Source organism: uncultured Parabacteroides sp. (genome assembly GCF_902493135.1).
GTDB lineage: Bacteria > Bacteroidota > Bacteroidia > Bacteroidales > Tannerellaceae > Parabacteroides.
The window spans coordinates 1-21,380 of sequence record NZ_CABUOD010000056.1 but is presented as its reverse complement, the minus strand read 5'-3'; the positions used below and the strand labels follow the sequence as shown (position 1 = coordinate 21,380).

Sequence of the window (21,380 nt, the reverse complement as noted above, 5' to 3'; positions counted from 1 at the left end):
ACAAAACGGGAGTCAAAATGAAAACGGTTTCGTAATTGTTCATAAAACGCTGTTTTGTATTGTTATTACTAATAATTTTTGCGGTGCAAAGGTAGGGACTTTTTTTTATTCTGCAAACAAATCCCTATCTTTTTAATCTATATCTGCTTATAACAAGCATTTAGAACTTATCAAGACATCACTTTTTCAGATGGACATTGCGATAATTGCTCTTCAACAAGAGAGAAGTAATAATCACAAATTCATTAAATGACATATTTTGTATATTTACAAAGTAAGGAGCTGTCTAAAAAGTCAGCTCCTTAGTAAGCAATCTTAGAAAATTGAATTTATATAGGCTCCAATTGCTTCCTCGTTAAAAAATTCTTTTATATTGCTTCTTTTCCATCGGAACTATTGATGTTAGATCTGCTATTTTTACAGGCTGATTAGTTACAATACTATTACGAGCTGCAATCCCCACCAAACAAGCAAGTGCTCCATCACGCACATTGGCACATTGCTGAAACGGATCGGCTATATTCGGCAAAAAAATCTGGTCTTTTAGCAATGCATCTCCACCTCCATGTCCTGAATTTCCAAAAGGAATTTGAATATACTCTCGCTTTTTGAAATTTTTAAACAAAACAATTTCGTCATAATTAGTATCCGACGTGCGTCGAGACTCTTGTATCCATGCATCCAATCGTCCCTTAGTCCCATTAAACGCAATTCTATACCCCTCATAAGGAGAATAAGTTGTCAAAGAATAAGCAACTTGCACTCCATTTTTATACTTAATCGTAGCAGCCATCTTATCAAAAATGTTGATATCATTTCTAAACACACATCCATCACGTAAATAACCATCATATTTTTCATTTGCCACATACAAATCCATATAATTCTTATTACGAGTTATATCATAATAAAATTTACATTTTTCAGTGTGAGGACATGTACGACAATTGGCAGCCCTCATCTCTCCGTTCTTCCCATAATGATTTAACGCACCAAGAGCATAGACACTTTCGGGATCACTATCAATCCACCAATTCAGCAAGTCAAAATGATGGCTGGCTTTATGTACCCACAAAGACCCACTACATTCAATCAAACGATGCCACCGACGGAAATAATCTGCCCCATGAGAGGTATCCAAGTACCAGTGAAAATCCACAGAAGTAATATTTCCGATCTCACCGGCACGAAGTAGTTCCCATATTTTCGCCCGATGCGGAGAATAGCGATAGTTGAAAGTAACCCGGCACGTTTTACCGGTTCGTTTTTCAGCATCCAAAATCAGTTGGATTTTCTTCTCATCCGTCGTCATCGGTTTTTCAGTTATGATATCCGCTCCCATTTCCATGCCACGAATGATAAACCCATGATGCGTACTATCCATTGTTGTGACAATTAAGACATCAGGCTTTGTTTCTTTCATCATTTTTTCAAAATCAGTATAAGTAGGACAAGCAGCACCAATGATACGTTTTCCTGTTTCCACACGCCCTTCATTTTTATCGCAAAGCCCGACAAATTCCAGATATTCAGAATAATTTTTTAGAATATCTCGTCCCCACATTGAGGTTCCCCGACTTCCAGTTCCAACAAGTGCGACACGAAGTTTCTTCCTATTCGCAAAAGCAGTTTCCGCAGCTTCAACTTTCATATCAGCTATCGGATTAAACAAAGCAGTTCCGGCTATAGCCCCAGTCGTTGCTAAAAAATGCCGCCTTGACATTTGATTATCTATCATAAATTCAACTTATTATACAATTAATCATATCTCATTTTCATCAAAGACTAATCAGACAATCTCAGGAAGCACATAAGGTGCCCGATAGTCTCTACTCAGCATTGCATTGGCTTCGTTTTCACCATCACCAATAAATCGTTCGGCAACAGGATCAAATTGTAACTGTTTACCCAGCCGGAACGAAATGTTACCCAAATGAGCAAGTGCAGAAGATAAATGCCCCGTCTGAACAGGACCATTTTGGATACTCATATCACGTGCTCTCATAGCATCTACCCAATTTTGAAAATGGCGTGTCAATTCTCCGCCTTCAGAACGACTGGGGCCTTTTTCCCGTTTTTCACCCAAGTAAGTTTCGTATGTATCGTAGCCTTTGATAACCATATAACCTTTATCTCCATAGAATATGTTGCCAACCCCAGCACCATCTTCCAGATTCGTACACCAGTTACGTACTTCGAATTGAATTATTTTCTTTTCTTTCGGATAATGGTAAATAGAAGTTTGTATCTCCGGCACTTCCTTACAATCGTCCCACAAGAACTTACCTCCCATAGAAGTAATTCTTTCAGGCAAACGGTCAATCCCCAATCCCCACATACACAAATCTGTTTCATGAATTCCTTGATTCCCCACATCACCATTACCATAATTCCAATGCCAATGCCAATTGTAATGCACCAAATTTTTAGTAAACGGGACCATCGGGGCTGGTCCGCACCAAAGGTCATAATCCAAACCTGCCGGCTTTTGAGAAATGCCCTTGTTCCCAATGTCCGGTCTCCAACGATACACCAATCCGCGAGACATATAGACACGACCTATCAGCCCGTTCTTCAAATGTTCCACAGCCTCTCGAATAGCCACAGAACTTCTCAATTGGACCCCATGCTGTACAATCCGATTATATTTATAGGCCGCTTCTATCATTTTGCGGCCTTCATAGATGTTATGTGTCGCCGGTTTTTCAACATAGACATCCTTACCAGCTTGACAAGCCCAAATGGTTTGAAGCGCATGCCAATGATTAGGAGTCGCCAATGTTACTGCATCAATTTCCTTATCATCATATACCTTTCGGAAATCTTGTTCCATATGAACATTCTTGCCATATTTACTTTTTACTTTTCCCGCTCTTTTTTGCAAAACATCCATATCCGGATCACACAAAGCAGCCAATTCCACATTATATTCCTTAGATATTTTCATGATCTCATCAATATGCGACTGCCCTCGTCCATTAACGCCAAGCACAGCTATACGAATACGATCATTCGCACCTTTAGCAGACCCTGGCAATATTTCAGGAGCAGATATCACTTCCCCCCCTACCGCATTCGGGGTTATAGTAGCAGCAACTACCCCTAATGAAGCCTTCTTTAAAAAATCTCTTCTTGAACTCGTTTTCATATTATTACAATTTAAAAGTTAATTAACTCCGATACGGTAGCAACTTGCCTTTTTGTTTCCGCTACCCCATGCACAACTTCTTCATTAAAATCTTTCCAATTACATGAAACCAAACCTTTATCTATAAACCAAAAACCAGACATGATACCATTCTTTTATTGTCAATAAATCCTACCTATATCAATCCCATTTTCCAAGAGAATCAATATGCCTTATAGAAATCACGCCCAATGGCATCCGCCCGCTCTTTCGAAATTTTTTCAGTTCCCGCTTCTATATAGAAGCGATGTTTCAACATCAAAGTCTCTCCTTTACCCAAATGCTTAACAATTTCATCATCTTGCTTATTATAAGCACGCGATCCTAAATTATTACAAGCGAATAAGCCATATCCACGAGCATGAGAGTGAAAAGGATACCCCACATTATCCGGATGATCAAAAAAACCGAACGTTATGACAGATCCATCTTTCTCACCGGTCAACAGTACCCATTCATTACGGGTTGACCAAACCTTATCGCCTATATAACCACTACTACTATAATATACACCATTCACACCTGTATTATCCGCTTGTACTTTAACTTCCGTCGGATTACCATGCGCATCCGTGAAAATCATATCTCCTTTAGCAGGTTCTTCAAATGAACGGTCTACTCGAATCGCGATCATTCCCTCCTTATTATCAGTAAAAGTAACGTCTTGAACAGCTTTCATCGTAGAAATATGATCAATCACACGACTTTCTTTAGTTGCATGGATGATATATTCGGTAGTCTCTTCTAACAATACATTTTCCTGTTGATCCCTCCATTCAGAAAAGACTTTGATCAATCCCTTTTTACCACTTTGAGTTTTTAAGACTTTCGTCACGACAATATGACCATATTTTTCCTTGTTTTTAATCGCTGACGAATTATTCCAAAAGTCTAATCCATTCACATTTCCATGATTAAACCACATTCCTGTATGATGAGGATGATCTACACGCTCACCTTTACGAGGTTCCAAGGGATATCCCCGCGTAATCACAGAACCGTTAGGAGAATATACCGGGAATAAAAAAGGCTTCTCATAAGCGACAGAATAATGATATGAAGTGAATAATTGATCTGCGACCATAACATCTATTTTTTTGTCTTGCTTATTCTCTTGAACAGAAACATTCAAGTGAAAATCATCAGAAGAACAGCCCAGAACAAGAAGGCAAAATAAAAATACACTCCACGTTATGTTTGAGAAAAAAATTTTCATAACCTATATTTTATTAATTAAACTATTAGAATAAAGAACCATAATCATATCCGGGAGGAAGCATTTCACGAGACATCACCTTAAAACGAGTTGCTTGATTTTCCGGAAATGGCTTTATATACAAATGTTCACCAAACTCTTTCACATAATCTGCATTACGCAAAATTCCACTATTTTCTTCTTCTTTACTAATAGGCATCCGACCTATACGGTCCAACAATGTACGTGTACGTTTCAATATAAAGAAAGTATTAAATTCCAATCCTAATTCACGGCTATACTCATCAATAATAAAATGAATATCCATTCCGTTTTTCGGTTTATAGATATCTGCATCCGAAAGATTGTCAAACGCCCTTTCCCAAAGAGGTTTCAACGCATTATAAACAGCCTGTTCTCCCTCTCTCAAACGAAAAGCACATTCAGCATCAATCAAATACATTTCCGCTAACCGGATAATTGTACCATTGGCAGTTCCTTCCTCTTGTTTACCTTTCTCCGTTCTCGACCGATCGTAGAATTTTTTTAGTGAGTGATAACGTGAACGATGCAATAACGGACCGCCATAATGCCTTGTATCATTTGGATCATCCATATCATACACTTCATTCATTCCATCCAAATAATAAGCATGCGGATCACCGGACTTCACCCATTCACGATGCCATTCATCCATTTCTTTAGTGATCACCTCAAAAGGCATATAAGCAACCGTATCTGTCATATTACTCGGAGCCGCCCTGTCATCATCTATACGCAAATAAAGAGTTTCGAATGTTTCATATTTACGTTTATCTTTATTATCAAACATATTGATCCACGCAAATGATGGCATAATATGACGATATTCTCTTCCATAATACATAGAATGGCATGGCATAGCAAAAGTAAATTTTGATCCGGATCCATCCAAACGAGTAACGGCCAAAGAACGAGTTGTCGCCGTTAAAACTCCATTTGAAGTCTCTTTCAAATCCAATGTTTCACATGTACGGCCGATACCGGGTCTATGGAAATTTGCGTCATCCGTATTAAACGTTTTATCTGTAGTCCATTGCACTGACCAAATTACCTCCTTATTCACCTGCTTGCCTTCATCAAAATTATCACCATAAGAGGAGAGCAATGTATAATTGTAATCATTGATAACACTTCTTGCCAAAGCACGCGCCTGAACATACAAATCATTTTCAGAGGCGAAGCCAAGTTGAGTACATATATTATACTCCTCATTGCCTGCATATTCAGGATTAGAATATCCGGCAATAGCCAGCAAAAAACGAGCTTTCAATGCTTTTGCAGCTCCTTGCGACAAACGACCAAACTCTTTGATTTCAGACTGTGTCGGCAATTTTTCAATCGCATAGTCAATATCCTTTAATATCTGTTCATAGTAAAAAGAAACAGGCTTTTGATTGAGATAAAGCATAGATTCTTCATATTGGTCATAAACCGTTTCCTGATAATGACCATACTTTCCCCAAAGTTCAACCTGATACTGATAGAACATAGCCCGAAATCCTCTCAATTCCGCCAAATAGATCTCTTTTGTTCGAGTTTCCGGATTATCCCCAATCACTCTTTCCATCCGATTGATAATCATAATTCCCTGATGCATATCAGCGAACAGAGCATTCAGAAAGCCAACAGAAACTTTTCCGACATGGTCATAAGTATTATTTTGCGATGCTGCCAGTTCTGATAAATCAGAGAAATAATTGACTTCAAACATATTTTGCCTAAACATTTCCCTACAAGAGCTGTATACAGCCGCAACACCTTCTTTCAAGCCTTTATCTGTATAGTAATAATCAAGCGTCATTTGAGATTTTGATTCCTCTTTCAAAAAATCCTGACATGAAAATAACGAAAAGACAGACAAAGCTAACACTATAATATTTATTATCTTTTTCATAATGACAATCGTTTTTTATTTGTTAAAATGCTAAATTAAGTCCCACAACCAAAGATGTCGGTAATGTGTAAACCGAATTAGGTTGTTCCGGATTAACATCATTTGGACACGCCCGATAGAAATAAAATAAATTTCGAGCCTGAAAATACAAACGAAGTTTTTCAACTTTCCAAATAGGTGCCAATAAACTTTTGAAATTATATCCAACCGATACATCTTGCAATTTAATAAAATCACCTTTAAACTTAGACAACGTTGATGTATAGTCCTGGCTTTGAGCAGTCTGGGCACGCGGCCATTCATTTGTTGGATTCAAGGGTGTCCACCAATCAACATTATTGATAATCATTTTGTCAGCATTCCATTCAGCCGTGTAATTACCTGCTTCTATTATGTGTCCGAACTGCCCAACCAAATTGAATGAGAAATCCCAATCCTTATAGGCTAAACTATTTTGAATGGAAGCTATAACTTTAGGTTCTTTTTGTCCTATTATTACTTTATCACTATCCGTTATTTTTCCATCCCCATCTACATCTTTAATCTTTATTTGGCCTGGCTCTTGTTTGTATTTTTTAGCTTCCTCCAATTCATCCAATTGCCAAATACCTATTTTTTCATAGTTGAAAAAGACGCTTATCGGTTGCCCTATAAACCGGCTTGAGTTTCTGTCATCTTTTCCATCAACCAAATCCACAATTTTGTTCCAATTACGCGTTGCCGTTCCCGTCAAGCTCCAATTCAAATGCTTATTACGAATCGGATTTACATTGATTGTTGCTTCAACACCCTGATTTTGTGTAGTTCCAATATTTTGCCACAATGTTCCGAATCCTGTTGTTTCAGGCAAAGTACGTGTCAACAACAAACCTTCATTCCGTGTACGATAAAACTCAAACGTGCCACCTAACAAATTATTCAAAAGGCCAAAATCGACGCCTGCATTCCATGTTTTCGACACTTCCCAGCCCAAGCCTTTATTGGCTAACCCATCGGGTTGCCAGGTATAAAATCCGTTTCCTGCCCATGAATAGGTCTTTGATTTCAAACGTGTCATGGTTTGATAAGAATCAATCGCCTGATTTCCGATTTCGCCATAACTTAATCTCAATTTCAAATTGGACACGACTTTAGAATCTTTCAAGAAACCTTCTTCAGACATTCTCCAAGCAATAGCAGCAGAAGGGAAACTCCTCCATTTGTTACCTTCCGCCAATTTTGAAGAACCATCCGTACGGATAGCCACATTAAACAAATAACGGTCTTTAAATTCATATTGTAAACGGAACATATACGACAACAGATTCGATTTCCAATAGTCAGAAGATACTTTCTGATTCACAATACCTGATGATAAAAAATGATAATCCATATATTTGGCAGGAATATCTTGTGAAGAAGCCTCGACACTTTCTCCTTTACTTTCTTGTGCCTCCAATACAGCTGTTGCCATCAAATGGTGTGAGCCGAACGACTTATCAAAATTCAAAATACCATTCCAAGTATATCCCGAATCAGATCCTTTATTGAATGAAGCAAAATTATATCCCAAATTTTGCTCACTTGTTTTCGAATCATAATATTTACCATTACTCGATTCTTTATAATCCAACTTCAAATTAGTCGTAAAAGTCAACCAAGAGAAAGGACGGATATTAGCAGTCAGAATGATATCTGCACGTTTATTCGTGCGGTCATTTACAAAATTCCCATCTTCATAATTCAATAAAGCATTCACGAACTTTTCCTTTCCGACAACATCCTTTAGTCCGTTTTTGGGATCTTCGTCAATATAAGGGGTTTCAAATGGAGTCATACGTCTATAATTATCCCACATATTACCAGGCCAACCGCCCATATCGCGTATGCTTAAACGGGTAATCAATCCCAAATCCATCCACTTTGCCAACTTTACTTTCACATTATTATTTAATATATGACGCTGAAAATTCATTGTCTTATAATAAGAATTATCATCTTGGAAACTATAAGACAATTTATAAGAAAGCTTATCTGTTGATTGTCCAATACTGATATTATGACCGGTTGTCAAACTTGAACTATTGAACAACGCATCTTGCCAATCGAATGAAATACCTCTGTTATAATAATTATCAGCCCATAAACTATTGAACATCTCCAGCCCGCGCTGCAAATCGATATCGGAATTTTCCCAAGCCTCCTTATTTAATCCATGTGATTGATAACGCATCACATCCCGAATCATCGCATTGTATTTTTCAGGAGATTGCATATCCACAAAATCATACTTATTCAGTCCGACATAAGAATTCAATTCGATAGACAATTTGCCTCCTTTTTTTGCAGACTTCGTAGTAATCAAAATAACACCATTAGCAGCCCTCGAACCATAAATGGCCGTAGCAGCGGCATCTTTTAAAATCTCCATCGATTCAATATCTTCAGAACTAAGATTTTCCCACGACCCCGGCATACCATCAACAATTAACAAAGGCGAATTTGATGCATTAAAAGAACGTGTTCCGCGAATCCGAATAGTAGGATCTTCCCCCGGCTGCCGAGATGGATTAATATAAACACCGGCAGCCCTCCCTTGCAATGCGTCCACGACATTAACAGAAGGAAAACCTTCTAACTTTTCAGTTTCCACCGTTGTAACAGATCCAGTCAAACTACTTTTCTTCATAGAGCCATACCCTACTACTATCACTTCATCCAAATGCTCCATATCTTCCGTTAATACGAGATCAAGCTTGTTACGTCCACCGACTTTTATTTCTTGTGATTTATAACCTATATAAGAGACTATTAAGGTTGAATTAGAAATCACATTTAAGGAATATTTCCCATCCATATCTGTTATCGTCCCATTCGTTGTCCCTTTCTCCACAACGTTTGCCCCAATGATCGGCTCACCATTTTGATCCATTATCCTCCCTGTAACAATCTTATTTTGCTGTTGAGCCATTGTTGTTACCGGTAATTTAGAAGCTAAGATAATATTCACACCCTCTACAGAAAAGGTAACTCCTGTATTTTTCAGCACCTTACTTAAAACATCTTGGACAGGTTTGTTTTTCACTCGCACAGAAACCCTCCTTTTCAAATCGACATCCCGATTTGAAACAAACAGATAATCCGTTTGATTTTCAATCTCATTCAAAACATCCTCCAATTCTACTTGGGTTTTATTCAAACTGACTTTCGCATTTTGAGAATTTGCCTGGCTGGCAAAAGCGAAACATGAACATAATAGTAGAAAACTCGCTGTTAACTTCATAACTCTACATATTTGTTTTCTTCCCGAATCTTTTTTAGGCAAAGAGTCGGATAAAAAAAGTTTTTTCATACCTTTGTGATTGATTTTAAATTAATAAGTATATTATAAATGTACTGGAGAGCCGGTGGTTGTTGGCGCAACTGCCGGTTCTTTTTTACGTGTTTCTCATGTGTCCTTCCTCATAGGCAAATCGATTTTATCAGTTAATATAGATGATGTTTCTCTCTTCATCCCGCTTGTACTTGAATGGGAAGTCGTTTTGCAGGACACGCAAGGCATGGTCCACGCCATCGGATATCCGGAGCTTCCCGCGATAACCCAAATCTTGTACAGCTTTGTTGTTGACTACGATCCGCACATCGTAGAACTTTTCAAACAGTCCCATGATCGCGTTAAAAGACTTGTCTTCGATATAGATCAGGCCGTCTTTCCAGCGATAGCTGTTAGGCTCCGTCGTGGGGACGACTCGCAACGATTCACCCATCAACTCCGCTGTCTGTCCCGGAGAGAGGTAGATCGCTTTCGGGTCATTCGTATTATAGAGTTTGACTTTACCTTCATAGAGCATTGTCCGAAAACCCGACTTATCTTTATAGGCCTCGACATTGAAAGTTGTCCCCAGCACCTCCACGTCATATTTGCTCGTTTTGACGATAAAAGGCTTTTTATCTTTCGCCACTTCAAAATAGCCTTCGCCGTCCAATTGTATTTCACGGTTCTTGTCAGAAAAGGCCATCGGGTAGCGGAGGGACGTGTTGGCATTCAGCCAGACATTCGTGCCGTCCGGAAGCCGGACGTTCGTGCGGTTGCCCGCCGGGACATATACGCACTGGAAAGTCTCCGCCAATCGGGCGATCCGGTAATGATCATACAGATAAAAACTTCCCAATAAAATCAAAATCGAAGCGGCCACTTTCAAAGACCAACCCAATGCTGGATGAAGGCGATAACGCTTGCCGGAAGCTATTTTAGCGGAAGGCTCAACCGCAGCTTCATCTACCAAAATGGAAACATCGAAGCGAATCCGTTCGCGGATAAAACGCCGGCGGTTGTCTTCGCTGTCTTCAATCCACTGCCGTATCACCTCCTTTTCTTCTTCCGAAGCCTGCTTCAGAAAGTATCGGATAAGTATATGTTGATCTATTTGCATCGTTGCTCTTTTTCCTGTTTCTATAAATAGAGCAACTCATCCGGGAAAAATCCCAACCGTAACCGGACTTTTTTTACGTAACGCAAGCATTTTTTGCCGGCAGCCCCATACTACGAACTATTCGTTTGTTTTTCTCACCAATTCCCGACACCGTGAGAATAAATTCTCACCGGCATGAGAATTTATTCTCATCGTATTGGGAAAAGTTTCTCACAGGCATGGGAAAAAGTTCCCATAGCTATGAGAAAAACAAAACATATGCTTAATTCAGGAATAACAATACGAGGGGAATGTAATCTTTCAGTTTCATGAGAAGGTGGTCGTTGGCTTTATTGATATGGTAGTCCACCTTTTGTTGGGAAACGCCTAAGATCGCCGCTATTTCTTTCCTTGATTTATAGTCCAGGCGGTTCAACACGAATATCCGGCGAGTCTGCTCCGGCAATTCGGACAAAGACTCCATGACGATTTTCATTATATCTTTGGAAAAGATCGTGCCGTAGCTTTCGTCTTCCAATGTCTGGATGCGGGTGGTGATTTCCCAATCATGCAGTTCCGTACGGTTCTTGCTGTATTCGATTTCCACCTGGATATGCTTCAGGTAATTCAGGCATTTGTTCTTGACGGACTGTAGTATATATCCCAAGACATCCGTATCGGCAGGCAACTTCTGCTTATTCTCCCAATAGTACAACAAAGCATCATGCGTCAGATCCTCGGCCGCCTGCAAATCATTTACATAATAGAAGGCATATCTTACAAAACGCTGGTAGTACGTATTGTAAAAGATGCCGAAATTCATTTCCGAATTAATTTCAAAAGGATTTATTATGTCTCTCCGATTCTCCAAGTGCATGTGTTGTTAGCATTGCAAAAATAGCTTCTACGAACGAGATTACCCAAATTCCAACGGATTAATTTCGCCTGTTAACAACAAATGCACTTTTTCCGGGACAGGCCGGAAACCGGATACTCCTTTATTATAACTATCGTTTCAGCCAACGGTTTAAATGGTTATTGGGCGTGACCAATACGAATTTATAAAAATCCGATCGGGGAAGGGATGTCAAATCGACCCGATACTTCCGGGCTGCGGCTGGCACGGCAGCCACCTTTATCCACTCGTCCGGCTGGCCGTTCTTGAACTTGTTGCCGCACGCGGCATAAACAGTCACCCCGGCCTTTTCCGAGAAGCAATCCCAGGAGAGCTCGACCGACTGATCGTATGGGGAAGTCTGCAACCCGCAAATATCGACATCCCCGATGAAAGGCATTCCATCCTGTTCCCACAAAACGTCCCGTGGAACCTCGAATCCCATAAAGCGGCAAATAGAAGGAGCGATATCCGTAATGGCAAGCCGGCCGCTGTTAAAATAGTCGTTCACGGGAAGATTCGTTGAAATCCAGGTGGTCCGCTCGCGCAAAGACTGTCCGCCGTGACCGTGTCCGTTTTCCGTCCGGCCGTGGTCTGTAGTCACCACCACCATCCATTCTTCGTCGAAATTGGCTTCCCGGTATTTCACGGCTTCCCAGATACGGGCGACTTGCGCATCCGCTTTCCTTACATATTCGTCGAAGTAAACGCCATTTCCGGCGATGTGTCCGGCATCGTCCGTGTACCACAGATACACCCAACTCAAATCAGGAGCATCCTCACGGATGCTTTTGGAGGCTTCGAGCGATACTTTCTCGTCATAGTCAAAGACATGCAAGTCTTTCTCCTTATGAGGGAAACGGATGGTATCCAGGTCATAACCGTCTTTTACGATGTCTATCTTCAGACGGTTCGTCTCCTCTTTTCCTTCTCCTAACAACACGGTACGGTTGTCCGTCCAGCTTGAATAGACCGCTGTTTTGCAGGGTTGCGGTTGTTCTTTGGCTATGCGGAACAGCGTCCAGTAATTGTAGTTCGGCTTCAGGTTCGAATTGCCTCCCACATTATGCTTGTTGAACCAAGTCGATGTGAGCAGATTGGTATATCCGATAGCGGAGATGGTCGGAGTCTGGGAATAACCGCCAATCTCACCGCCCGTATACGCCCGGCCATAAGCTCCTTTCGAAGCGATATCGAAAACGGCCGGAGTATGCAAACGCTCGATCTGGTCCGCAGGCACTCCGTCCACTATGACAAATACCGCTTTCCGGCTCTTTGCCGCCAAATGGATGCAGCAAAAGCAAAATAAGAAAAAGTAACACAATGTTTTCATGATGGTCATATATAAAGACGATGCAAATTTAGAAAAAAAAAAACGATCCTGCCCAGATTTTCAAGAAAGGTCAAAACCCTATGCTTTACGGTTCAGAACCCATAGGGTTAGGAGGCGTAAAGCATAGGGTTACGGTGGAACCCATAAGGTTGGTAAAAACAAAGATCGTATCTTTGCAACCGGTGACCTGCAACAAACGCCAGGACGAATACGTTAAATAATCAAGAAACAAAAAACAGATATGACACGGAAACTATTTTTTACAATCTTATCACTGCTCTTCATTTCTGCCATCTCCGCTCAATACGTTCCGGACGTACTGGGCGACAATTACCTGCGCCGGACGATTCAGATGCCGGACGATTACGAGGGCAAGGTGGTCTGCACGCTTGTCAAGAAACCGCAACTGCCGGAGACTAAACAGGCTATCCTGTATATACATGGCTACAACGATTATTTCTTTCAGAAACAACTGGGCGATAGCGCCAATGCCCACGGCTACAATTTTTATGCGATGGACCTCCGCAAGTACGGACGATCGATATTGCCGAACCAGAATCCTTTCTTCTGCAAAAGCCTGAAAGAGTATTTTGCAGACCTCGATACGGCCCTGGCTATTATCAGGGAAGAAGGGAATGACAAAATATTGCTGATGGCGCATTCTACCGGTGGGTTGATCACGCCGTATTATCTGAACAGCAAAAAAGGAACACTTCCCGTCGACGGATTGATATTGAACAGCCCTTTCCTGGACTGGAATTTCGGATGGATGATGGAAAAGATCGTGATCCCCGTAGTTTCCTGCATCGGGAAACTATTTCCTAACCTGACCGTACAGGGATACGGGGATGCTTCGTACGCCCACAGCCTGCTCAAACAGTTCAAAGGGGAATGGGAATATAATACGGACTGGAAGATGATTAACGCCCATCCGAAAAAAGCCGGATGGATAAATGCCATTCAAGAAGCGCAGAAAACAGTACAGAAAGGGATCGACCTGGACTGCCCGGTACTGGTGATGTCGTCAAACAAGTCGTTCCCGGAAACAAAAGATTGGAATAACGAATATCTGTCTTCCGACATCGTGCTGGACGTGCACGATATTCAAAAATACGGACAGAAACTGGGCAATTATGTTACGCGCGACACGATACAGAACGGAATTCATGACCTGATACTTTCAGAAAAGGACTCGCGCGACCATGCTTATCGCACGGTATTCGACTGGTTACAGGGGAAATAGACATTGATTATTCTGATATTTGTATTTTCAGAATGCTTATACTTCTTTTCGAAATGAGATATCGGTCGGTAAGTTTTAATCCTTACCTTTGTCCGGTTAAAACAAATATGGAATGAAAGCCTTACAGACAATCATTGCAGTTGCCGCTCTTCTCCATGCTGCAGATACTTTTGCACAGACGGAAGAAGTAGAAGAAGCAACCTCATATAAAGCCGAAGTTTTCGGATCGGTCAGCAGCGGATCGACCACTCCATTCTGGATGGTGAGCAACCGGTACGGGATGGTTCCCCTGGATGCCAACAACGGTTATCTCAACGCCGGAGTATTTCATCAGCAATATTTTGGAAAGGGATTCCGCTGGAGTGTAGGGCTGGATCTGGTCGCAGCCGTACCCCGTTACCGTAATGTGTTTATCCAGCAGATATATGCCGAGTTGGGATATAAAAGTATGCTTCTGAGTGTGGGAAGCAAAGAAAACCGGCATTCGCTTTGGGATCACTCCCTTAGTTCAGGCGACATGGTCCTCTCTCCCAACGCCCGCCCGATCCCGGAAATAAAACTGAGTATGCCGGAGTTCACCGTCGTACCGCTCACAAAGGGTTGGATGCAGGTGAAGGGAGATTTTGCGGTAGGCAAATCTTTCGATACCAAATATCTGGAAGATTTTTCCAATGGGGAACAAACCTATGTGAAGAATGTCCTTTGGCATCATAAATCTTTTTATGTCCGCATCAAGGACACGCAAAGCGATTTCCCGCTTTCCGGTATTATCGGCGTGCAACATTGGGCGCAATGGGGTGGAACATCCAGCAATCCGAAAGTAGGCGTACAACCTCATTCGCTGAAGGATTTTATCCGGGTAATTTGTGGTAGCGAAGGCGGAGATGATGCTACTCTGTCAGACCAGATCAATGTGCTTGGCAATCATTTCGGTTCGTACGATTTCAAACTGGAATATACGATGCCGAACTGGAAACTGGCTGCTTATCATCAGCATTATTTCGAAGACAAATCCGGAATGATATTCGGGAACGGGACAGACGGACTTTGGGGAGTACAGTTGGACCTGCCCCATTTCCCCTGGTTGCGGAAGGTCGTAACGGAATATCTGATTACCCGCAATCAGAGCGGACCGTTCCATTTTATTATTTTCGATCATGATAAATACCAAGGCCCCGGTGGTGGTGGGGATGATTACTATAATAACGGGGAATATAAAACCGGCTCTTCTTATTTCGGACATGGGATAGGCTCCCCTCTTCTGACTTCACCGCAATATAATACGAACGGGGATGTGGATTTCAAGAATACACGTGTCCGTGCCTGGCATCTGGCTTTTGAAGGAGACCTGTCGCCTATGGTTTCCTATCGTCTCAGATACACGCTCATGAATAGTTGGGGAACACCTTACGCCCCATTCCTGAATAACAAAAGAAGCAACTCCGGACAGGTGGAAGTCAAATATCGCCATCCACGCCTGCAAGGTTGGGAATTCACAGGAGCCGTAGCCGCTGATGCAGGTTCACTCTATGGAGACAATGTAGGATTCAGCCTGAGCGTCTGCAAACGCGGCATTTTAAAATCCTGGAAATAGATTATTTATATTGCTCCCATAAGGCCGACGCAATGATGTCTTGTGTTTTATCTGCCATCTGTTGCAATCCTTTATGGGAAGCATCTATCCCTTCGGTCTGGATAGGCGGGTGAATGACCATTTCCATCTTGTGCCGGTGAATATTCAACGAACCGATCGGCAATACGTCAAAAGGTCCGTTCAAGGTGATCGGGACAATCGGCAAATGCTGGTCGGCTGCCATCTGGTAAGCTCCTTTTTTAAAACGGATCATCTTTCCGTCATAAGTACGTGAACCTTCCGGAAATACCACCACCGACGCTCCGTTCTTCAGGCTGCGTTCTGCCTCCAACACGCTGCGGGCAGCAGCTTTCGGTGTCGAATTATCGACGAAGATAAAACCGGCTGCCCGGCAAGCAGCGCCCACAAACGGGATCTTAGCGATGCCGGCTTTCATCACCCACTTGATCGGAACACCTAAAAAACCATATATAAGGAAGATATCAAAAGCCCCCTGATGGTTGGCTACAAAGACGTACGATTTCTTCCGGTCTATATTTTCCCGGCCTTTCACCTTCACCGGACAAAGGGCCAAATGGCAGGTCAGCCATGACCAGATCATTCCCGGATAATAAGCAAATATTCTTTCCCCGCCTAACAGGCAACCAACAATAACCGTAAGGGCTGTCAGTATGGTCAATACCACAAAAACAGGAACCACAAACAGCCATAAATAGAGCATATAAAGTATTCGTAGCATATATAACTGTATTATTTCACAAATATAAAAGCTAAATTCAATGGTTTCATCATTTTTGTCCCAAAATATTTTTGCAATCGGGTTATTATTGCTTTATTTGCGGTAGAAAAATAATAATATATAAACATATCTATCACCATGAACGAATTATTGAAAAATCTGGGGGTAATCGTACTCCTTATCGGTGTTATCATTTTGGCTGTACCGGCAATTAACGGAGGATTGTCAAATACTATTCTTCTTACCGGTTTAGGAGTCATTATTCTGGGTTATATCGGTCATATCGTTATAAACAAGAGACTCGGATAATTACACACTTACAAATAAAAAAGGCCGCTCCTCTGAGCGACCTTTTTTATTTTCTGTCCGGGAATCAGGCTTCCCCTTTCACACCTCCGATAGGAGGAACAAAATCTTCAAACTTGGCAGTCTTACCATTCGCTTGTTCTTCAAACTTCGCCAGATTATCCTGCAAAGCGAACAAAAGTCGTTTTGCATTGTCCGGAGTCAGAATAACGCGGCTTTTCACCTTTGCTTTCGGTGCACCCGGCACAACACGGATAAAATCCAAGATGAACTCGGATGAAGAATGTGATATAATTGCCAGATTTGCATACGTTCCCTGAGCCATCTCTTCTGACAGCTCTACCTGAATCTCATTTGTCGGTTTGTTGTTTTCCATATTTCTATATTTGATAATAAATATTCTAAGACAAATATACGTATTAAAATCGGAATAGTCTCAAATAAAAAGGGCCACCTTCACAGGCAGCCCTTTTTCAGTTGTGTTTTTAATTCTCAATTCTTTAGACCAATGTAAAAAAAATACCTTATTGTGTTTAATATTTTATAATCTCGACGCTTAAACTAAGGCTATTCGTCTTAGTAATTTCATTGTTTATTCAACATTACAAAGATATGCCTCATGCAATTAACCACCAAATACTATTTTATCATTATATGATACTATTCCGTCACGGATAATTTATCACTTCTGTGAATTAGTTTAAAATCATGTTTCAAACCCTAAAACGAGTACGTGCATATTTTTCACGATATTCGGTAGGTGTATTACCTTTTCGTCGCTTAAAAGCCCGATTGAAATTCGATAAGTTATTAAAACCGGATTTATAACATATTTCTGCTATTGTATCACTTGTGTCGATCAGTCGGCAAACCGCTTCAGCTATACGAATGTCATTCAAATTGTCGATAAAAGTTTTTCCCGTCCACTTTTTCAAAAACCGGGTAAGCGACGCTTCGCTCATATTTATTAACGAAGCAAGTTCGGACAATAAAACCGGACGCTGATAATTTTCATGCAAAAACAACATGATCGTATCCAGGCGGTCGTTATCTATATTGCTAAAGTTTTCTACAGTATTGACAGCGTTTAACTTGCGTGCCTTTTCATCTAATGACAAAGTCTTGAGTATTTCTATCAAACGTAATAAATTGTGAAATGAATCTGGCTTATCACTCGATAGCTTTTTCAATTCAGGTTGAATACGCAAAATCATTTCATGACTAAAAACAAGACCGCATGAAGCTTTCTCAAACATATCCTTTATGGTCTTGAAATGACGCTTGTTGATAAAACTATCGAAAAGAGAGGCATGGAACTGAATTGTAATTTCCAAAATATCCGTACTCAGACATTTGTGATTTGAATAAGCATGCTTGGCTCCTCCTGCAACCAATAACAGGTCAAGATCTTCCATCTCCTCCACCGAATCACCGACGATTCGGATCGCGCCACCGGCATTCTCCAAATAGTTCAGTTCAAATTCCGGATGCACATGAAGCGGATAGGAAAAACTACGTTTAGGCCGCTGCATCACAAGAAAACAGTCTTCCGGTGAAAGCGGCGTAATTTCTCTTAATACATCTACGGAACCCATAGCACTTACTGGACAAGCATTCTCGATATAACAGGACAATGGTCTGAAGGATACAAGTTACCCAGACTTTCAGTCAAAACACCATGTCGAAGCACTTCGATATTACCTTTTACAAAGATATAATCAATCCATACACGTTTGTCCAGAGGAATACGTCCATAATCGTGGAAAGTCCATTCAGGGCCGTAACGCAAAGGAGCCAATGTACGGGAATGCGTCAAATGGCGCGGATCTTTTTCATCTGTTAAAACTTTGATTGGATCATCGGTCGGAACAGCATTAAAGTCGCCCGTAACAATCACCGGAAGATTTCCGGCAAGCTGCTTTACCTGCTCTAAGACTAAGGAAGCCCCTTCATGACGAGCCACCTGCCCCATGTGGTCCAAATGGGTATTCAGAAAGAAAAACTTTTTTCCGGATTCCTTATCCTTGAATATCGCCCAAGTCGCAACACGCTCACAAGCGGCATCCCAACCTTTTTTGCCCACGGCATTCATATCTTCCGCCAACCAGAAATTGCCACTTTTGACAACAGAGAAACGGTCCTTTCTGTAAAAGATAGGAGAATATTCACCCTTCGTCTTGCCATCTTCACGTCCCACCCCGACATAGCCATAGTCCGGCAAACGATCCAATAAATCCGTCAACTGGTTATACAAGACTTCTTGCGCACCGAACATATCGACATCATAAAACTTGATCACATTGGCTGCCAGGTCTTTTCTGTATTCCCACCAGTTAGCCCCGTCAGATTTTGTACTCATCCGGATATTAAAGGACATCACATTCATTTCATTATCAGAATGTTTGGCAAAAGCCACATTCGTAGAGATCAGAAAGGCTAATAAATAGAGTAGAACTTTTTTCATATATGATTTATTTTAATTATCAAGATAATACACAAATATAAGCACTCTGATTTTATTAAACAAATATCGGAAAATAAAAAAGGGCTACCGAATATCGGCAACCCTTCTCATTATTTATTTCGCATATTTACTCGTCGTCTCTGTCCATAGTATTGAAGTCTACGACATTCTTACGATTTGCAAAGATACGTTCGAACTCATCTTTAGCACCGACAACCAACTTGTCGAAATCACGCTGGCCTGTACCGGCAGGGATCAAATGACCGCAGATAACGTTTTCTTTCAAACCTTCCAGACGATCCACTTTACCGTTGATAGCTGCTTCGTTCAGCACTTTCGTCGTTTCCTGGAAAGATGCGGCAGACATAAAGCTGTTTGTCTGCAAAGCGGCACGAGTGATACCCTGAAGAATCTGGTTAGCCGTAGCAGGGACTGCATCGCGGACTTCAACCAATTTCAAGTCACGACGTTTCAGCATGCTGTTCTCGTCTCTCAACTTACGGACAGTCACGATCTGACCCGCCTGCAATGTCTGAGAATCTCCCGGATCCGTCACAACTTTCTTGCCCCAGATACGGTCGTTTTCATCCATTACTTCCAGTTTATCAACCACCTGCTGTTCCAGGAAGCGAGTGTCTCCCGGATCGATGATTTCAACCTTACGCATCATCTGACGGACGATTACCTCGAAATGCTTATCGTTAATTTTTACACCCTGCAGACGGTATACGTCCTGGATTTCATTTACGATATATTCCTGAACAGCTGTCGGTCCCATGATTGCCAAGATATCAGACGGAGTAGTCGCACCATCGGAGAGCGGCATACCGGCACGTATATAGTCGTTTTCCTGAACAAGCAACTGCTTAGACAGAGGCACCATATATTTCTTTACTTCACCCAATTTGGATGTAACAGTAATTTCACGGTTACCACGCTTGATCTTGCCGAAACCAACTTCACCATCGATTTCAGAAACGACAGCCGGGTTAGATGGGTTACGAGCCTCAAATAATTCTGTTACACGAGGCAAACCACCGGTAATATCACCTGCTTTACTTACTGCACGCGGGATCTTGACCAAAACTTCACCAGCCTTAACCATATCGCCCTCGTCTTTTACAACGTGAGCACCCAACGGCAATGAATAATTCTTCAGATAGTTTCCGTTTTCATCCACGATGTGGGCAGCCGGAGCTTTTGTCTTATCTTTAGATTCGATAATGATCTTTTCTTTCAAGCCGGTCGTTTCGTCACTTTCAACATTGTAAGTAACATTTTCAACCAAACTTTCGAATTCGATCTTACCGGAAACTTCCGATACGATAACGGCGTTGAACGGGTCCCATTCGATAATAACATCCCCCTTCTTGATTGTATCTCCATTCTTGAAGAACAATTTGGAACCATAAGGAATATTGTGAGCCAGCAATACGATCTTCGTTGTCGGATCGACAATACGGAGTTCAGCCAAACGGCTGACAACAACCTGGAACTTCTTACCGTTTTCTTCGCTATCCACAGCACGAAGTTCTTCGATTTCCAGAACACCGTCATATTTAGAAGTGATACTGTTTTCTGTTGCCACGTTAGATGCGATACCACCGACGTGGAATGTACGCAGTGTCAACTGAGTACCCGGTTCACCGATTGACTGTGCAGCGATAACCCCCACAACTTCACCTTTCTGAACCATGCGGTTCGTAGCCAAGTTACGACCATAACATTTCGCACAAACCCCCTTCTTGGATTCACAAGTCAATACAGAACGGATTTCAACGCTTTCGATCGGAGAATCTTCGATCATCTTGGCAGCATCCTCACGAATTTCTTCACCGGCACGAACGATTACTTCGCCTGTCAACGGATGGATGACATCATGAACGGAAACGCGCCCTAAGATACGTTCACCCAAACTGGCAATCACTTCATCATTGTTCTTCAATTCCGTACAAACCAAGCCACGCAACGTACCACAGTCTTCTTCGTTGATGATCACATCATGAGATACGTCAACCAGACGACGAGTCAGGTAACCAGCATCGGCAGTCTTCAAAGCGGTATCGGCCAAACCTTTACGAGCACCGTGAGTAGAGA

The 21,380-nt window shown here is 41.6% G+C and carries 16 protein-coding genes and 1 pseudogene; 3 read left to right on the top strand and 14 right to left on the bottom strand.

Annotation, left to right across the window (positions count from 1 at the left end):
* Positions 1-355: 355 nt before the first annotated feature.
* The 9 genes from RDN79_RS17270 to RDN79_RS17230 all read right to left on the bottom strand — a co-directional run bounded on the left by RDN79_RS17270 (position 356) and on the right by RDN79_RS17230 (position 12,937).
* Positions 356-1,738 carry a Gfo/Idh/MocA family protein gene (locus RDN79_RS17270; RefSeq protein WP_298547507.1) on the bottom strand — a complete coding sequence of 461 codons (1,383 nt, stop codon included), beginning with the start codon at positions 1,736-1,738 and terminating at the stop codon, positions 356-358.
* A 51-nt stretch (positions 1,739-1,789) separates the two neighbouring features.
* Positions 1,790-3,148, bottom strand: coding sequence for a Gfo/Idh/MocA family protein (locus RDN79_RS17265; protein WP_298547509.1), 1,359 nt, complete (start codon positions 3,146-3,148; stop codon positions 1,790-1,792).
* 11 nt (positions 3,149-3,159) lie between these two features.
* Positions 3,160-3,291, bottom strand: a complete 132-nt coding sequence (locus RDN79_RS17260) for a hypothetical protein (RefSeq protein WP_298547512.1) — start codon at positions 3,289-3,291, stop codon at positions 3,160-3,162.
* A gap of 59 nt (positions 3,292-3,350) precedes the next feature.
* On the bottom strand, positions 3,351-4,403 hold the full coding sequence (locus RDN79_RS17255) for a PmoA family protein (protein ID WP_298547515.1): 1,053 nt from the start codon (positions 4,401-4,403) through the stop codon (positions 3,351-3,353).
* 25 nt (positions 4,404-4,428) lie between these two features.
* On the bottom strand, positions 4,429-6,318 hold the full coding sequence (locus RDN79_RS17250; protein ID WP_195482893.1) for a RagB/SusD family nutrient uptake outer membrane protein: 1,890 nt from the start codon (positions 6,316-6,318) through the stop codon (positions 4,429-4,431).
* Between the two features lie 22 nt (positions 6,319-6,340).
* Complete coding sequence (locus tag RDN79_RS17245) at positions 6,341-9,649, bottom strand: TonB-dependent receptor (RefSeq protein ID WP_298547521.1); 3,309 nt, start codon at positions 9,647-9,649, stop codon at positions 6,341-6,343.
* Positions 9,650-9,779: 130 nt separating this feature from the next.
* Positions 9,780-10,730, bottom strand: a complete 951-nt coding sequence (locus RDN79_RS17240) for a FecR family protein (protein ID WP_298547524.1) — start codon at positions 10,728-10,730, stop codon at positions 9,780-9,782.
* A 262-nt stretch (positions 10,731-10,992) separates the two neighbouring features.
* Complete coding sequence (locus RDN79_RS17235) at positions 10,993-11,532, bottom strand: RNA polymerase sigma-70 factor (protein ID WP_229095622.1); 540 nt, start codon at positions 11,530-11,532, stop codon at positions 10,993-10,995.
* Between the two features lie 184 nt (positions 11,533-11,716).
* Complete coding sequence (locus RDN79_RS17230; RefSeq protein WP_298547528.1) at positions 11,717-12,937, bottom strand: alkaline phosphatase family protein; 1,221 nt, start codon at positions 12,935-12,937, stop codon at positions 11,717-11,719.
* Positions 12,938-13,178: 241 nt separating this feature from the next.
* On the opposite strand from RDN79_RS17230, the gene RDN79_RS17225 reads away from it, so the two are divergent.
* Both RDN79_RS17225 and RDN79_RS17220 read left to right on the top strand, forming a co-directional pair.
* Positions 13,179-14,180: an alpha/beta hydrolase gene (locus tag RDN79_RS17225; protein WP_298547531.1), complete on the top strand. Its 1,002-nt coding sequence runs from the start codon at positions 13,179-13,181 to the stop codon at positions 14,178-14,180.
* Between the two features lie 112 nt (positions 14,181-14,292).
* Complete coding sequence (locus RDN79_RS17220; protein WP_298547534.1) at positions 14,293-15,774, top strand: capsule assembly Wzi family protein; 1,482 nt, start codon at positions 14,293-14,295, stop codon at positions 15,772-15,774.
* Between the two features lies 1 nt (position 15,775).
* On the opposite strand, the gene RDN79_RS17215 is transcribed toward RDN79_RS17220, so the two are convergent.
* A complete protein-coding gene (locus RDN79_RS17215; protein ID WP_195482433.1) occupies positions 15,776-16,513 on the bottom strand; it encodes a 1-acyl-sn-glycerol-3-phosphate acyltransferase in 738 nt (245 codons plus the stop codon).
* A gap of 138 nt (positions 16,514-16,651) precedes the next feature.
* Here RDN79_RS17215 and RDN79_RS17210 point away from each other — a divergent pair, with 138 nt between their 5' ends.
* A complete protein-coding gene (locus RDN79_RS17210) occupies positions 16,652-16,822 on the top strand; it encodes a hypothetical protein (protein ID WP_005637127.1) in 171 nt (56 codons plus the stop codon).
* Between the two features lie 64 nt (positions 16,823-16,886).
* Here the strand turns inward: RDN79_RS17210 and RDN79_RS17205 are convergent, their stop codons facing one another.
* The 4 genes and pseudogenes from RDN79_RS17205 to RDN79_RS17190 form a co-directional block, all read right to left on the bottom strand.
* Complete coding sequence (locus RDN79_RS17205; protein WP_195482434.1) at positions 16,887-17,195, bottom strand: DUF3467 domain-containing protein; 309 nt, start codon at positions 17,193-17,195, stop codon at positions 16,887-16,889.
* 337 nt (positions 17,196-17,532) lie between these two features.
* Positions 17,533-18,414 carry an AraC family transcriptional regulator gene (locus RDN79_RS17200; protein WP_195482435.1) on the bottom strand — a complete coding sequence of 294 codons (882 nt, stop codon included), beginning with the start codon at positions 18,412-18,414 and terminating at the stop codon, positions 17,533-17,535.
* Positions 18,415-18,419: 5 nt separating this feature from the next.
* A complete protein-coding gene (locus RDN79_RS17195) occupies positions 18,420-19,283 on the bottom strand; it encodes an endonuclease/exonuclease/phosphatase family protein (RefSeq protein WP_298547544.1) in 864 nt (287 codons plus the stop codon).
* Positions 19,284-19,410: 127 nt separating this feature from the next.
* Positions 19,411-21,380 (bottom strand): annotated as a pseudogene (locus RDN79_RS17190) (DNA-directed RNA polymerase subunit beta'); the annotation flags it as partial.

What these genes read in the sequence shown, in the direction of transcription:
- RDN79_RS17220 (WP_298547534.1), top strand. Translation starts at nt 14,293, where the DNA reads ATGAAAGCCTTACAGACAATCATTGCAGTTGCCGCTCTTCTCCATGCT.
- RDN79_RS17225 (WP_298547531.1), top strand. Translation starts at nt 13,179, where the DNA reads ATGACACGGAAACTATTTTTTACAATCTTATCACTGCTCTTCATTTCT.
- RDN79_RS17205 (WP_195482434.1), bottom strand. Translation starts at nt 17,195, where the DNA reads ATGGAAAACAACAAACCGACAAATGAGATTCAGGTAGAGCTGTCAGAA.
- RDN79_RS17240 (WP_298547524.1), bottom strand. Translation starts at nt 10,730, where the DNA reads ATGCAAATAGATCAACATATACTTATCCGATACTTTCTGAAGCAGGCT.
- RDN79_RS17260 (WP_298547512.1), bottom strand. Translation starts at nt 3,291, where the DNA reads ATGTCTGGTTTTTGGTTTATAGATAAAGGTTTGGTTTCATGTAATTGG.
- RDN79_RS17230 (WP_298547528.1), bottom strand. Translation starts at nt 12,937, where the DNA reads ATGAAAACATTGTGTTACTTTTTCTTATTTTGCTTTTGCTGCATCCAT.
- RDN79_RS17255 (WP_298547515.1), bottom strand. Translation starts at nt 4,403, where the DNA reads ATGAAAATTTTTTTCTCAAACATAACGTGGAGTGTATTTTTATTTTGC.
- RDN79_RS17195 (WP_298547544.1), bottom strand. Translation starts at nt 19,283, where the DNA reads ATGAAAAAAGTTCTACTCTATTTATTAGCCTTTCTGATCTCTACGAAT.
- RDN79_RS17215 (WP_195482433.1), bottom strand. Translation starts at nt 16,513, where the DNA reads ATGCTACGAATACTTTATATGCTCTATTTATGGCTGTTTGTGGTTCCT.
- RDN79_RS17250 (WP_195482893.1), bottom strand. Translation starts at nt 6,318, where the DNA reads ATGAAAAAGATAATAAATATTATAGTGTTAGCTTTGTCTGTCTTTTCG.
- RDN79_RS17235 (WP_229095622.1), bottom strand. Translation starts at nt 11,532, where the DNA reads ATGAATTTCGGCATCTTTTACAATACGTACTACCAGCGTTTTGTAAGA.
- RDN79_RS17265 (WP_298547509.1), bottom strand. Translation starts at nt 3,148, where the DNA reads ATGAAAACGAGTTCAAGAAGAGATTTTTTAAAGAAGGCTTCATTAGGG.
- RDN79_RS17245 (WP_298547521.1), bottom strand. Translation starts at nt 9,649, where the DNA reads ATGAAAAAACTTTTTTTATCCGACTCTTTGCCTAAAAAAGATTCGGGA.
- RDN79_RS17210 (WP_005637127.1), top strand. Translation starts at nt 16,652, where the DNA reads ATGAACGAATTATTGAAAAATCTGGGGGTAATCGTACTCCTTATCGGT.
- RDN79_RS17200 (WP_195482435.1), bottom strand. Translation starts at nt 18,414, where the DNA reads ATGGGTTCCGTAGATGTATTAAGAGAAATTACGCCGCTTTCACCGGAA.
- RDN79_RS17270 (WP_298547507.1), bottom strand. Translation starts at nt 1,738, where the DNA reads ATGATAGATAATCAAATGTCAAGGCGGCATTTTTTAGCAACGACTGGG.